This is a genomic window from Paenibacillus sp. BIC5C1 (genome assembly GCF_032399705.1).
Lineage (GTDB): Bacteria > Bacillota > Bacilli > Paenibacillales > Paenibacillaceae > Paenibacillus > Paenibacillus taichungensis_A.
This window is the reverse complement of the sequence record NZ_CP135922.1, coordinates 5,170,514-5,184,697: the sequence shown is the minus strand read 5'-3', so window position 1 is coordinate 5,184,697 and position 14,184 is coordinate 5,170,514. Positions and strand designations below refer to the sequence as shown.

12 protein-coding genes are annotated in these 14,184 nt (G+C 47.6%); 9 read left to right on the top strand and 3 right to left on the bottom strand.

Going from position 1 to position 14,184, the window contains the following annotated elements; genetic code table 11:
- Positions 1-28: 28 nt before the first annotated feature.
- Positions 29-2,458, bottom strand: a complete 2,430-nt coding sequence (gene nirB / locus RS891_RS23260; protein ID WP_315793302.1) for a nitrite reductase large subunit NirB — start codon at positions 2,456-2,458, stop codon at positions 29-31.
- A 317-nt stretch (positions 2,459-2,775) separates the two neighbouring features.
- On the opposite strand from nirB, the gene RS891_RS23255 reads away from it, so the two are divergent.
- Positions 2,776-3,483, top strand: coding sequence for a metal-dependent hydrolase (locus RS891_RS23255; RefSeq protein WP_315793301.1), 708 nt, complete (start codon positions 2,776-2,778; stop codon positions 3,481-3,483).
- Between the two features lie 223 nt (positions 3,484-3,706).
- Here the strand turns inward: RS891_RS23255 and RS891_RS23250 are convergent, their stop codons facing one another.
- On the bottom strand, positions 3,707-4,024 hold the full coding sequence (locus RS891_RS23250) for a hypothetical protein (RefSeq protein ID WP_113053781.1): 318 nt from the start codon (positions 4,022-4,024) through the stop codon (positions 3,707-3,709).
- A 205-nt stretch (positions 4,025-4,229) separates the two neighbouring features.
- Positions 4,230-5,303, bottom strand: coding sequence for a M42 family metallopeptidase (locus RS891_RS23245; protein WP_113053782.1), 1,074 nt, complete (start codon positions 5,301-5,303; stop codon positions 4,230-4,232).
- Positions 5,304-5,917: 614 nt separating this feature from the next.
- Between RS891_RS23245 and spoVAC the strand changes: the two genes are divergently transcribed.
- The 8 genes from spoVAC to yqeH all read left to right on the top strand — a co-directional run bounded on the left by spoVAC (position 5,918) and on the right by yqeH (position 14,174).
- Positions 5,918-6,421: a stage V sporulation protein AC gene (gene spoVAC / locus RS891_RS23240; RefSeq protein WP_113053783.1), complete on the top strand. Its 504-nt coding sequence runs from the start codon at positions 5,918-5,920 to the stop codon at positions 6,419-6,421.
- Entirely contained in the window at positions 6,418-7,434 is a 1,017-nt protein-coding gene (spoVAD, locus tag RS891_RS23235) for a stage V sporulation protein AD (RefSeq protein WP_113053784.1), read from the top strand. The genes spoVAC and spoVAD overlap by 4 nt, the downstream gene beginning before the upstream one ends.
- Positions 7,435-7,437: 3 nt before the next feature.
- Positions 7,438-7,788 (top strand): stage V sporulation protein AE, encoded by a 351-nt coding sequence (gene spoVAE / locus RS891_RS23230; RefSeq protein WP_053781314.1) that lies wholly within the window; start codon positions 7,438-7,440, stop codon positions 7,786-7,788.
- A 207-nt stretch (positions 7,789-7,995) separates the two neighbouring features.
- The gene (locus tag RS891_RS23225) at positions 7,996-8,952 is read left to right on the top strand and encodes an AAA family ATPase (RefSeq protein WP_053781313.1); all 957 of its coding nucleotides are present in this window, start codon (positions 7,996-7,998) and stop codon (positions 8,950-8,952) included.
- 3 nt (positions 8,953-8,955) lie between these two features.
- Positions 8,956-10,203, top strand: a complete 1,248-nt coding sequence (locus tag RS891_RS23220) for a DUF58 domain-containing protein (RefSeq protein ID WP_113053785.1) — start codon at positions 8,956-8,958, stop codon at positions 10,201-10,203.
- Positions 10,200-12,413 (top strand): transglutaminase TgpA family protein, encoded by a 2,214-nt coding sequence (locus RS891_RS23215; protein ID WP_315793300.1) that lies wholly within the window; start codon positions 10,200-10,202, stop codon positions 12,411-12,413. Before RS891_RS23220 ends, RS891_RS23215 begins: the two co-directional genes overlap by 4 nt.
- A gap of 109 nt (positions 12,414-12,522) precedes the next feature.
- The gene (locus tag RS891_RS23210; RefSeq protein ID WP_315793299.1) at positions 12,523-13,050 is read left to right on the top strand and encodes a YqeG family HAD IIIA-type phosphatase; all 528 of its coding nucleotides are present in this window, start codon (positions 12,523-12,525) and stop codon (positions 13,048-13,050) included.
- On the top strand, positions 13,047-14,174 hold the full coding sequence (gene yqeH, locus RS891_RS23205; RefSeq protein ID WP_024628522.1) for a ribosome biogenesis GTPase YqeH: 1,128 nt from the start codon (positions 13,047-13,049) through the stop codon (positions 14,172-14,174). The genes RS891_RS23210 and yqeH overlap by 4 nt, the downstream gene beginning before the upstream one ends.
- The last annotated feature ends 10 nt before the right edge of the window (positions 14,175-14,184 follow it).

The following is a 14,184-nucleotide window of genomic DNA, read 5'->3' as shown; positions in this document are numbered from 1 at the left end:
TATATATCATAATGGCAGAGACAGAGGACTACGGTCGAGCAGAAACTTCTATGCCCTGGAAAAGTTTGTTCTGGCCTTCCTCGTTACGCAGTGCTTTTTTCCAAGGATCTTCCACTTGCTCAAGAGCGAATTCAATTCGTTCCATAAGCGCCTTACGCTCTTTTACGTCTTCGACAACAACGGCCCGAATCTGCTCCAACCCAACACGTTCCACCCATTCGGAAGTCCGCTCCAGGTAGTTGGCTGTCTCCCGATAATGCTGCATGATCGCTCCACAAAGCTCAACTAGTTCTTCATCGGTCTTCACCTTGCACAGAGAGTCAGCCAGTCTGGCCTTGATGCCGCCATTGCCTCCAATAAATATTTCCCAGCCGCCGTCATTGCCCACGATTCCGATATCTTTTGTACACGACTCTGCACAGTTACGAGGGCAACCGTTTACGGCATATTTGAACTTGGCAGGTAGATCGAGACGTTCGAACTTGCGTTCTAGCAGAGCACCCATCGCCATGGAATCCTGCGTGCCGAAGCGGCAAAATTGTGAGCCGACACATGTTTTGACTGTACGCAGCGATTTGGCGTATGCATAGCCTGAAGGCATATCCAATTCAGCCCAGACTTTGGGCAGATCTTCTTTTTTGACTCCAATCAGGTCCAGCCGCTGACCTCCAGTCACTTTGACGGCTTTTACATCGTATTTGACCGAAATGTCGGCAATGCGTTTCAAGTCTTCCGGCGTTGTGACGCCGCCATACATGCGCGGTACCACCGTATACGTGCCGTCTTTTTGAATATTGGCATTCATACGTTCGTTGACAAAACGGGATTCCTTTTCATCCACATGAGTATCTGGTGCAATCATACCAAGGTAATAGTTAATGGCCGGGCGGCATTTGGAACACCCTTCGGGTTGATTCCAACCCAGAACATGCATGACCTCTTTGGTCGTTTGCAATCCTTTTTGTCTAATCTCCGCTACGATCTCATCCCGGCTGAGGGAGGTGCAAGCGCAGATTCCCTGTTTGGCACCCGCTGTAAAGTTGTCTCCAAGCACATATTGCAGAATCTGTTCAACAACCGGTTTACAGCCGCCGCAGGAGCGGGTTGCACCCGTACAGGCTTTGATTTCGTCTACGCTGGTCAATCCCTCATTCGTAATGGCATCGACAATGGTTCCTTTGGTTACTCCGTTACATCCACAGACAATTTCGTCTTCTGCCATGGTTTCCACGGATGTGGCTTTTTTGTGCCCACCGCAACCTGTACCCATCAGTGAAGCATACAGTTCATCTGTCATCTCAGCCTGTTGTTTAATCAATTTCTGTAATTCGGCAGAATCCGTAATATCACCAAAGAGTACAGCGCCAACCATGATATTATCCCGAAGCAGAATTTTTTTGTAGGTGCGTTTCCAGTCGTCTTTATGTGAAATGATCGTATGTTCGGGACTGTCGATAAATTCACCGGTGGAAAAGACGTCTACGCCCGAAATTTTCAATTTCGTGGATACCACAGAACCTTCATAGGGAGCTGTATCAACACCGCATATATGTTTGGCCAGAATCATGCCCTGTTCAAACAGTGGGGCAACGAGGCCGTAGCATACACCGCGATGTTCGGTACATTCTCCGACGGAATACACGTTATTTAGTGACGTCTGCATATAGTCATCCACTACAATGCCTCGGTTAACTTCCAGGCCACTTTCCCGGGCTACACCCGTATTGGGTTTGATGCCTACTGCCATGACAACAAAATCAGTGTTCAGCACGGAATCGTCTGCAAAACGAATACCTTCTACCCGTTCTCCACCGAGAAGCTCTGCGGTTTGTGCGCCCATCTTGAACCGGATGCCCTGTCGCTCAAGTTCGGTTTTTAACATCGCAGATGCCTGAGGGTCAAGCTGGCGTTCCATCAGATCCTGCATCAGATGCACGACTGTAACTTCCATGCCGAGCTGGACCAAGCCTTTGGCAGCTTCGAGGCCGAGAAGACCTCCTCCAATGACAGCCGCTTTTTTATATTGTTTCGCTGCTTCCAGCATGACGTTACAATCCGCTATATCCCTGAAGCCAACGACCCCTTGTTTGTCATGACCCGGTACAGGAAGAATGAAAGAGCTGGAGCCGGTTGCGATGATGACTTTATCGTAAGGGAAACGTAAGCCTTCCGCAGTTACTACTTCACGTGTTTCTGACTCAATGCGTGTTATGGTTGTACCCGTATGGAGGGTGATACCGTAATCTTCATACCAATGCAGATCATTAAGCACAATATCATCAATTGTTTTGCTGCCTTCCAGCACATAGGACAGCATTATCCGATTGTAATTGGGATAGGGCTCTGTGCCAAAGACGGTAATGTCGAACCGGGAACTCAATTTCAAAATTTGTTCAACTGTACTTATGCCTGCCATACCATTACCGATGATAACCAGTTTTTCTTTATTTCCGTTCATGTGTATATGCCTCCTTTAGTGAACACTGTACATTACAATCATTTTTAGTGGTTTATATTTGAATCATAACGTTCAATTGTGACATTAAATGTGATTAAATTCACTAAATACTATAGAGACATGACAAGTTCAAAGTGTGATGCCTGTCACGGAAGCTTTTTTAATTATTTTATGAATATCAATTCATATAAGTAGGGATATAGGTTATAGTTAAATGAATTGAGAAATGCGAACTATTGTTCTTATATTGTTTTCGTTGTAATATCTGGAGTGGGCCGTATATGTTCCCTATTTCTTCGAAAGGAAGTTTTTGCACCATGATGGGAAGATCCCACCTGATTATCGGGACAACTGTATCCCTCTCTGTTTTGCAATTGGCCGGCATGCCCGTGACTGCACCAGCGGTTACCGTGGCCCTGATCGGTTCGCTGCTGCCAGACATTGATGAGCCCAATTCGCTACTGGTATCCAAGGCATTGCCGAACAGTCTTATTCGGCTGTTACAGACAATCCTGCTGCCTGTCGCCGTATTTGTGTACTTCTATGTTCAGGCGAAACCCTGGAATCTGCTGCTTGCCATTCTGATTGCGATGGTATCTTTCCTGCCGTCCCGTTCCCTGCGCAAAGTGTTGATGTTTGCGATCGGATTGGGACTTGTATTTTATGGACATGCATTCGCACCGTGGAATCTAATTGCTGGCAGTCTGTTAATGCTGTGTACCACGTTAACCCACAGGGGGTTAACCCACACATTATATGGGACCGCGGTATGGGCTGGGTTGCTCTACAGTACAACTCATCTGCAAGGTCCAGAGATCTGGGTAGCCGGAGGTACAGCGTATGTCATGCATCTACTGGCTGATTCGTTGACGAATCGCGGCATTCGTCCATTGCCGCCACTCAAGTGGCGTATAAGGGTCAATCTTATGAGTACGGGCACGAAGCATGGAGCTGTTGTGGAAAATGTGTGTATTGTACTGGCTCTCATTTTGGCCTGGATTGCGTTCTCCCCTTTATTTCTGTAAAATCTCAAAAATACCAGTCCTGCAAGAGGACTGGTATTTCTTTTGTTCATATCCATGGCTGTAATCAATATGGAGAGGGTCATGTGGTTGTGGGTGTACTTGACAAACCTTCAATATCTGTTGAACCAAATACAAATAACATTACAAGGATAACTACAATTATCAGTTCGGCGAAGCCGATTCCGTCAAAGTCAGACATCATCCCAACCTCATTTCATGCTATCTAGGAATTTATCCTTTGTTGAAAAGCCCGTACTACATCATCCAGTGTCATGTCGCCCATTTCGTCAAGAAATTGGACTAGCTTATCGGCGTTCGACGGCGAAATATTTTTAAGTGTTTTGTACTGACCAACTAATTCAACAACGAGTGTGGCTTCTCGAAACAACGTTACGGCATCAACTCTTAATTTTCCACTTACGAGCAAGGCTGCAACGATAATCTCCAGATTTTTTCCTTTTAGGTTACCGTTGAGAAGGGTATTTGCAGCATCTGTTTTTTTGGAACCCTTATTCGATTTTCCATTCCTTCTCATTGCCATAATAGGTCCCCCGCTGCTTGATCTTTATTTCTTCTACCGTTGTTGTATATTATGTATCTTTTCTATAAATGTTCTAGCTATTAAACTAGTTGCATCAAAAAAAGAGAGACCCTGATGAAGTCAGGATCTCTCTTGAATTTATTAATTTAAATGAAGTTAAGCAATGAAGCAAATGTAGTCTCAAGATTCTGCCATGAATCCACAATTATGCGTTTCCGATAATCGTGTTCAGTGTTGTCTGATCCAGACCCTTCACCAACTTCACGAGCAACTCTTTTGCTGCATCATAGTCATCCGTATGAATAATGGAAGAAGAAGTATGAATGTAGCGAGCACAGATGCCAATTACCGTGGATGGTACACCGATACCGCTCAAATGAACCGCTCCGGCATCTGTTCCACCAGGGGAGATGAAATATTGCATTTTGATCTGGTTGGATGATGCTGTGTCCTGAACATATTCAACAATGCCGCGATGGGTGAACATGCCTGGGTCGAAGATTCGCAGCAAAGCGCCTTGTCCAATATGTCCAAATGATTGTTTATCCCCGGTCATATCATTCGCAGCACTGCAGTCCAATGCAAAGAAAATATCTGGTTCAATCAGATTGGCAGCTGTACGTGCGCCGCGAAGTCCCAATTCCTCTTGAACTGTTGCACCGCAATAGAGGGTGTTTGGCAATTTTTCCTTATGCAATGCTTCAACCAGCTCAAGTGCAAGTCCTACACCGTAACGGTTATCCCATGCCTTAGCCATGATTTTCTTCGGATTGGCCATCGGTGTGAATTCACAGATCGGTACGATCTGCATACCCGGGTGGATTCCCCAAGACTCTGCTTCTGCACGGTTATCTGCACCAATATCCAAGTACATATGGTTAAGATCAACCGGTTTATTGCGCTGGGATTCATCGAGAAGATGAGTAGGTGTTGAACCGACAACCCCTGTAATTCTGCGATCCGGAGTGATGAGTTCCAGACGTTGTGATAGTACAGCCTGACTCCACCATCCACCAAGTGGGCGGAATTTGATCATGCCTGTTTCCGTAATGCCTGTGGTCATGAAGCCAACTTCGTCGAAGTGACCTGCAACCATGACTTTGGGTCCAGACGCTTCTCCTCGCAATACACCAAAAAGGCTACCCAGGCGATCCTGGACAAATTCATCCGTATAAGGAGACATTTGTTCTTTCATCCATCCGCGAAGCTCGCGTTCAAACCCTGAAACGGAAGGGAATTCCGTTAACGTTCGAAACATTTCCAACGTTTTTTGATTCATGTGTCGACAACTCCTCTGCTTGTATGTAGATCAGGTCTCAGCAGAACGGCTGCCGGACTGTTGTCCTTCGAAAAAGAAGAACGTTTATTTAACCACTGGTCACACTACAGTATGAACCTTGCGCAAGTAATTGTCCATGGTTATGTCACGTATCTCAGGCATAAATGCTTGCTCGTTTGATGATTCATCGGGACATTAAATCCGCACCAAACACAGTCGACAAGCAGCAACATTGAATATGCATAGAGTGAGAAATCATTTTGCTTAACCTTTTTCGATGAGGTTATTTAATAGGCTACTAATTTCACTTGCCTGACAACAGGAAGGAGCTGGGACAATAGATGAAGCTACCCGATGAAGGCAATGAAACCATGCTTTTTATCGTCCTCTTTATTTTGCTCGTGATCGTTCTGCTTTATTTATAACTTTCTCAAGACTCTGATCCGGCGCTGAGCGACTCATCTGATTCGGCTGCTTCATTGTGCTGGAAACAAATGCTGCCATTTGCCGGATACATAACTTTCCCAACCTTAACAAACAATGAATACAGGATTACACACAGTATGTGCAGTCACAACTGTTGACTGATTTTCATTTCAAGGAGGTTCTGTATCTTGCCAGCTCAAAATAAGGGTAGCGGAAAAAAATCATCATCATCCCTGTCCATCAGTGAACAGGAATATAAAAAAGTCGCCAAAAAACATGAGCCTGCTCGTCCTATCTGGGCGAACTGTATTAAGGCATTCTTCGTCGGCGGATTCATCTGCGTCATTGGACAGGCTATCCAGGAAGCTTTTATGGCCGGGTTTGACATGACTTCCAAGGAAGCAGCCAGTCCAACCGTTGCGGTCATGATTCTTATTTCAGTTATCCTGACTTGCCTCGGTGTCTACGATAAAATGGCGCAATGGGCTGGTGCCGGAACGGCTGTCCCTGTTACCGGATTTGCCAACTCCATGTGCTCGGCAGCACTGGAGCATCGCGCCGAGGGACTCGTGCTGGGTGTTGGTGCGAACATGTTCAAATTGGCTGGTTCGGTCATCGTGTTTGGTGTAGTTGCTGCCTTCATCGTGGGGATCATATACGCCATTCTTGGCTTCGGAGGTGGACATCTATGAAGCTCCTGGGACAACAAACCTGGCAATTTGAGAACCGTCCACGCATTATTGGCAGGTCGGCAGTCGGAGGACCAGATGAAGGCCAAGGGCCTCTGGCATCTGATTTTGACTATGTATATGACAATTTGGAGATTGGGGAGAAGACCTGGGAAAAGGCAGAGCGCAAACTCCTTGAACAGGCATCCCAAATGGCGTTGATCAATGCGAATATTACGAAGGAAGAGCTTCAGTTCTTTGTCGGCGGAGATCTGATGAACCAGATTATCAGTAGTTCCTTTTCTGCCCGCAAGTTGGGTGTTCCCTATCTGGGGGTATTTGGTGCCTGTTCAACCTCAATGGAGACGTTGGCCCTGGCCTCGCTCATCGTGGATTCGGGTGCAGGGGATTATGTACTCGCGGGTACGGTCAGTCACAACTGTACGGTGGAAAAGCAATTTCGTTATCCAACAGAATATGGTTCCCAGAAGCCGCCATATGCCCAATATACTGTTACGGGATCAGGGTGTAGTGTGATATCGCGTACGGGTCAGGGCCCGGTAGTCACCAGAGCGACAATTGGCCGAATTATGGATATGGGTATCAAAGATCCGTTTAATATGGGGGCTGCCATGGCTCCAGCCGCAGCGGATACCATCGTTTCTCATTTCCGGGACACAGGCCTGGAACCTGGTTATTATGATCTGATCGTTACAGGTGACCTTGCTTCGGTTGGATTGCCCATCGTTAAGGAGCTTTTGCATAAAGAGGGTATCCCTATGGAACAAACGGTCTTCAATGACTGTGGTTTGATGATATATAACCTGGAAAAGCAGCCTCAGGTTGTGGCCGGAGGAAGCGGCTGTGGATGTTCAGCGACAGTGACCTATGGTCACATTTTGAACCGGATGCAAAAGGGTGAACTCAATAAGGTATTGGTGGTCGCTACCGGTGCATTGTTGTCTCCACTTTCATACCAGCAGGGCGAGAGCATTCCTTGTATTGCACATGCTGTGGCCATAGAAAAGGAGGGATAAAGGATGCAATTTTTATGGGCTTTTATTGTTGGCGGGTTGATATGTGTCGTGGGACAGCTTCTGATGGATGGTGTCAAACTGACGCCTGCACATACGATGAGTACACTTGTAGTGGCTGGTGCGGTTGCGGATGCGTTTGGGCTGTATGATCCACTCGTCAAATTTGCAGGGGCAGGAGCTTCTATTCCCATTACCAGTTTTGGTAACTCCCTCGTGCACGGGGCATTGACGGAACTGGAGAAAGAGGGATGGATTGGTGTCATTACGGGGATATTCGATTTGACCGCCGCGGGTATTTCCTCAGCGATAATCTTTTCTTTTCTCGCGGCATTGGTGGTTCGGCCCAAAGGGTAATAGAGCATGGCAGAGCTACCCATTATATATGGAATCAGCAGAGGCTTCGGATAACTTCTATCCGAGCCTCTTTTTGTCGTAATCATGCGATAACTGCGGCGAATCTGACGGCTGGAAACAAATGTTGAGTTCCTTCGAGTGTACGCGCGCCTTTGGATCATGTACAATAAAAGGAAATCTGTATGCTTTTTTAGGAGGTTAGACCACATGCCTGTGCGCAAAGAGTCGATCCAAATCATATCAGCAGTTCGTTCTAATCTGGAATCATGCATAATGGGAAAATCTTTTGAAATTCAACTTTTGCTCACAGCTTTGCTTGCAGGCGGACACGTTCTGATTGAAGACGTACCAGGAACAGGCAAGACGCAGTTGGTTAAAGCATTATCGAAATCCATGCGCGGAGAGTACCGCCGCATTCAATGTAATCCTGATATTTTGCCAAGTGACATCACAGGTGTATCCGTTTTCCATCCACGTGACGAGCGCTTTTACTTCCGTCCGGGTCCGGTGATGACCAATATTTTGCTGGCAGACGAGATTAACCGGGCAACTACGAAAACGCAGTCCGCTTTGCTGGAAGTCATGGAAGAGCGCAGTGTAACGGTAGATGGCGATACGTATGATCTGCCTCATCCATTTATGCTCTGTGCAACCCAGAATCCAATCGATTTTGAAGGAACCTACACATTGCCGGAAGCGCAGCTGGACCGGTTTATGTTGAAAATAAGTCTGGGTTATCCCGACAAGGATATCGAGAAAACGCTGCTGAAGCAGCACCAGTCTGGTCAGCCTGTTGATCGGCTTGAATCCGTAACCCATATGGATCAGATATCAGCCATTCAACAGGAGATCAAGGAAGTATTCATCGGTGATCCGGTCATGGATTATCTGCTTGATGTGGTTCGCAAAACTCGCTCCCACCCATCCGTATTGCTGGGCGCAAGCCCGCGGGCAGCCATTTCATTTATGATGGCGGTGAAGGCTTTTGCCTTTTTGCAGGAACGTGACTACGTGCTTCCGGATGACGTGAAAACGATGGCACCTTATGTCATCTCCCATCGGATTGTGCTGCGTCCCGAATCGAGACTGGACAGCATGAGCTCTGAGGCTGTATTAAATTCCGTACTTCAGCAGGTTCGAGTGCCCGTCTCCATGGGGCAATAATTGATGAAGCCGCTTTTGAGTACAGTCAGAAGGGGAATACGCCACCCCCGCGTATGGAGCATCGCGGCGGTGTGGATGTGCTGTTTGGCTTATGTTTTGTTCCAGGGTGGGAAGACCTCCCTGATGCTGCTGTCGATGGTGACTCTGCTTTGTATTTACCTTGCGATTGCTGGTTTTAGCGGTGTGAGGCGTACTCACGGCGTGCGTAAGCTCTCTTCCGGCCAGGATCATGAAGAGTTGCTGCATGCGGGTGATCAGGTACAGGTAAAGTTAAGTCTGAACATTCCGGGATTTTTACCACTTCCATATGTGGTTGTGCGCGAAATGCTGCATCGGCATAACGGCGAATCCTGGTCTTTCAAAGAAAGCCTCATTCCAAGCATGCGAGGTTATGGTGAATTGTCATTTCAGACCCCCCCGCTGGAGCGAGGAAAGTATGTCTTTTCCGAAACGGAATGTGCCAGCGAGGACATCTTTGGACTGATTGAGCATCGGGGAACGTTCAAAGCCAAAGGCGAATTCCGGGTGCTGCCGCGGACGGTATTTATACCGTACTGGCAGCTGTACGACCGCAAATCACGGTTATCTGGTCCACAGACAGCCTTGACCCGCTCACGCAGGGAAACGACCCAGATTAACGGCGTCCGTGATTACGTTTATGGAGATCGCCTTTCCCGCATTCACTGGAATGCAACGGCAAAGACGGGAACGTGGAAGTCCAAGGAATTTGAACATGAATCGGTGCCGAAAACGATTCTGGTGCTGGATGCGCTGTCAGGCAGCTACGAACATGGTGAGGCCTTTGAACTAGCTGTGTCTACGGCTGCCTCCCTGCTGGAATATGGCACAAGAGAACGAATGGGCATGGGGCTGCTGACACTGTCGGAGATGACATCATTTTTTGCTCCCAGCGAAAGTCCGATGGAACGGCAGAAGATGATTCATCATCTGGTAGATATCCAATATAATGGCCAGGAGAAACGGCTGCTGCCAGGTGTCGAGAAGATGTCACGTCAGTTTCCTCAAGGTGCTTATTTTGTAGTGATTTCTCCCCAAAAAGATGAAAAAGTTCTGGAACTGCTCCGATGGGCTGACACACGTGGGATGACCCCTTGTCATATTCTGATTGAACCCACTGATTCCCGCCGGAGTTCCGAGTGGAATGCCATGCTGCGCGGAAGAGGCACAAGATCCTTTACCGTTTCCCATTTGCAGGAGCTTCCAACAGTTATGGGGGGAGGTAGTGTATGAGTACTAATGGCCAAGAGCTGACAGTGGGGAGAAGATCCTGGTATCATGCGGCTTCGTTGCTCTGGATTTTCCTGATTGGCATGCAGTGGATATCATTTACACAGGAATCCTGGTATACGGAGACCACTTCATTGGTACTGTGGACACTCGCTGCGGTCTGTATTCTGGAAGTTATTCTGCCTTTCAAAATAATGATTCGAACGATAATCAAGGCGATTGTCCTTGTATATATTTTGCATAAGACTTTAACTGATTACACGGTTTATATTCCTTATGGCACGTTAATGGAGCGTACAGAGCAATTTGTGTTGCACCTGACACCTTACATCTGGTTCTCCCTATGCGCGTGGGTGATGCTTGAAGCTGCCCTGCGCTTGGTGACTACAACGCGCCGGATTCTCGTTTTTCTGGGCATTAACATTATATCCATGGGAATTCTGGACTCCTTTACTCAGTTTCCACTTTGGATTGAAATCGCTTGGGTTATGTTTGCGGGAATGGGATGGCTGGTATGTCAGCACTTCCGTAATTTCCAACTGCAATATCCACAAGGGTGGAAACGAATTATCCGATATCCCTATAAAATTCTGGCCAACATTGCAATCATATTCTCTCTCATTATCGTAGCCAGTGTGAACATGCCGGAAGTTCCTCCTACCCTTACTGATCCTTATACCGCGTGGCGTAACTACACCGGAAGTTCGGGGAGTCAGACTGGCAACGGAACACTGGACATTCCCGCAGCTACCGAGTCAGGATACAGCAGGGAAGACAACCAGCTTGGCGGAGGATTCAACTTCGACTATACCCCTGTCATGTCCGTCACTACCAATGAACGCAGTTACTGGCGCGGTGAGACGCGTGCAGAGTATACAGGAACAGGCTGGGATGATCGTGGACGAGGTGCAACAGAGGATGTTGAGGCCGGACAGGCTCTGGAGAATGACGAATCCGGAAGTGTAACTACCAAGCAAGTCACTCAGAAAGTGACGATGTTGAATGACAACGTGTATCCGATCCTCTTTGGAGCCTATTCTATCTCTGAAGTCACATCTGTCAATGGTGAGGCGAATTCGGACCGGATGTTATGGAATCCGGAGCAGGCAGAGCTGCATGTCGTAACAGACCGCCAGCAACCGCAATATCCCAAAACGTATACGATTGTATCCGAAGCGCCAGTTATTGTGGAAGATGAGCTTCGTACCAAATCTTTTGATGATCTGTATACGAGCAATCCGGCAGATGATATGTATCTCCAGCTGCCATCCAGATTCCCTGATCGGGTGACGGACCTGGCCGCTGAAATTACAGCATCGGCAAATACACCGTATGAAAAAGTGGCATTACTGCAAAACTATTTACAACAAAATTTTGATTACACAAACAATCCGGATTTATCCCGAAAAGTAAGCAGTGACTTTGTTGAAGGATTTTTATTTGACATTCGTGAAGGGTATTGTGATTACTTCTCGACTGCGCTGGTTATGATGGCACGCTCCGAGGGTATTCCCGCTCGTTGGGTGAAAGGGTACGCGCCGGGACAGTTGTCGTTGAATTCAGACATGCAAGCCCCACGCCAACCTGGGGCTGAGATCGAGACAACGTACACTGTAACGAATGCAGATGCGCATTCTTGGGCTGAAGTTTATTTTGGCGAGTATGGATGGATTCCGGTTGAAGCAACGCCGGGCTTTGACATGCCGTTGCTCACGGAACAACCAGATGTACAGCCTGTAGATGAGCCTGAAGAACAACCTGAAGAGGAACCGGTAAAAGAGGAAGAGCAAACTCCTGCGCCTGAGCAGGCTTCATCCAGTATCCCGGCTTTTGTAATCTGGGCTGCGGGAGCCATCATCGTATTGTGGGTGGCTTATATGTTCTGGCGAAATCGTCTCTCGCTTCGATTCTTTGTACTTCGTGTGCGGACAGGTGGACCGCTAACGCCTGAACAAAAGGTAGTGGCAGAGACCGAACGCTGGATTCGTTATGTGAAGCGCAAGGGATTGACCCGGAGCGGGGACGAGACACTTCGTGAATCCGTAACCCGCTGGAGCCAGGCGAAACCAGCTGCAGCAGCGACATTGCATGAACTTCTAGCGAAGTTTGAACAGACTCGCTATAGTCCGGCGTCAGTAACTGCAGACGACTGGAAGGGCGTCTACCAGACCGCCTTGAAGCTGCGCAAGGAACTTAAAGCGGAACGGGCGTAATGTCGCCCGTCCCGTTTTTCCTTTTTTCCTATGCCATCAGGCGCTGTATGCATTTTCAGGAAAGACGGATTTGTGATATAGTGTGTCGTATGAAACTGAGGTGACTTCTTTGTTTGAAATATTAATGCCCAAGCTGCGTGTAGACACGGTTTTTGACATTAATCTGGAAGAGCTATACGCTCAAGGCTACCGTGGAATTATAACTGATCTGGACAATACACTCGTTGGGGCCAAAGCTCCTGATGCCACGCCCGAACTGATCGAGTGGTTCGCACGTGTCAAAGAGGCTGGTTTCCAGCTCATGATTGTGTCCAATAACAATTTGAATCGTGTATCCCTGTTTGCGACGCCACTGGATATCCAGTTTGTGCATAGTGCACGCAAACCATCGAATGTTCCGTTTCGTAGAGCAATGAAGATGATGGAGTTAACTCCTGAAAAAACGATTGTCGTAGGCGATCAGATGCTTACAGATGTCTTTGGAGGTAATCGACTGGGACTCTATACGGTTCTGGTGTTGCCGATCTCCATCGGAGATGAAGGCTTCATGACCCGCTTCAATCGGCGCGTGGAACGGATTGCTCTAACGAGTTTGCGCAAGAAAGGCTTATGGCTTGAGGAGGATAAGAAGAAATGACAGAACCGCATAACGGCAATATTGCCGTAAGGTGCAGCGGATGCGGAGTGCATCTGCAAACGGAAAACCCGGAATTACCAGGATTCATCCCCGAAAAAGCGTTGGATCGTGAACCCGTCATTTGCCAGCGTTGTTTCCGTATCAAAAATTACAATGAGTCATCATCCGTTACAGTGGACCAGGACGAGTTCTTGGCCCTGCTGAGCAAAATCGGGGATAAGGATGCACTTGTCATCCATATCGTTGATCTGTTTGACTTTGATGGCAGTATCATCTCTGGTTTGCAGCGTTTTGTAGGCAACAATCCAGTATTGCTTGCCGTGAACAAAACGGACTTGCTTCCAAAAGTAACCAACTGGAACAAGGTTCGCAACTGGGTGCAAAAACAGGCCAAAGAACAAGGTTTGCGTACGGTAGATGTCGTTCTGTGCAGTGCAAAGCAAAATCAGGGCTTCGACCGACTGCTTGAGCTTGTAGGCACGTATCGTGGAGATCGTGACGTATACGTGGTTGGTGGTACCAATGTGGGCAAATCCACACTGATTAACCGTCTGATTCGGGACTACAGTGATCTCGAGCAGGAGCTCACAACATCACGTTACCCGGGGACAACGTTGGATATGGTTAATATTCCGCTGGACGATGGAAAAGCTATTATTGATACACCGGGAATTGTATACCCTTGGCGTTTCAGTGAGATTGTATCCCGCAAAGATCTGGCTGCCATTATGCCAGAGAAACCACTTAAACCGGCCGTTTATCAATTGAATTCTGGTCAGACGCTGTTCTTTGGCGGTATGGCTCGTTTTGACTTTGTGGAGGGAGATCGTCAGTCCTTCACTTGTTTTATCAGCACTGCGCTTGATATTCACCGGACGAAGCTGGAACGTGCAGACGATTTGTATCGTGACCATCTGGGTGAGTTGCTGTCTCCACCAACGCGTGAAGATGCAGCAGATATGCCTGAATGGACCAGACATGAATTCCGAATCAAACGTGGCAGCCAGTCGGATGTATTCATTTCCGGACTGGGCTGGATTAAGGTTAACGGTGAGAATGGGGCCCTTGTAGCTGTTCATGCTCCAAAAGGTATTCGTGTACTGATCCGCCCATCCTTGATCTAATGTAATCACA

Coding starts and splice junctions, on each gene's coding strand:
- RS891_RS23250 (WP_113053781.1), bottom strand. CDS start 4,024: ATGGCAATGAGAAGGAATGGAAAATCGAATAAGGGTTCCAAAAAAACA.
- nirB (WP_315793302.1), bottom strand. CDS start 2,458: ATGAACGGAAATAAAGAAAAACTGGTTATCATCGGTAATGGTATGGCA.
- RS891_RS23220 (WP_113053785.1), top strand. CDS start 8,956: ATGAAGCCGCTTTTGAGTACAGTCAGAAGGGGAATACGCCACCCCCGC.
- RS891_RS23215 (WP_315793300.1), top strand. CDS start 10,200: ATGAGTACTAATGGCCAAGAGCTGACAGTGGGGAGAAGATCCTGGTAT.
- yqeH (WP_024628522.1), top strand. CDS start 13,047: ATGACAGAACCGCATAACGGCAATATTGCCGTAAGGTGCAGCGGATGC.
- RS891_RS23255 (WP_315793301.1), top strand. CDS start 2,776: ATGATGGGAAGATCCCACCTGATTATCGGGACAACTGTATCCCTCTCT.
- RS891_RS23225 (WP_053781313.1), top strand. CDS start 7,996: ATGCCTGTGCGCAAAGAGTCGATCCAAATCATATCAGCAGTTCGTTCT.
- spoVAE (WP_053781314.1), top strand. CDS start 7,438: ATGCAATTTTTATGGGCTTTTATTGTTGGCGGGTTGATATGTGTCGTG.
- spoVAD (WP_113053784.1), top strand. CDS start 6,418: ATGAAGCTCCTGGGACAACAAACCTGGCAATTTGAGAACCGTCCACGC.
- RS891_RS23245 (WP_113053782.1), bottom strand. CDS start 5,303: ATGAATCAAAAAACGTTGGAAATGTTTCGAACGTTAACGGAATTCCCT.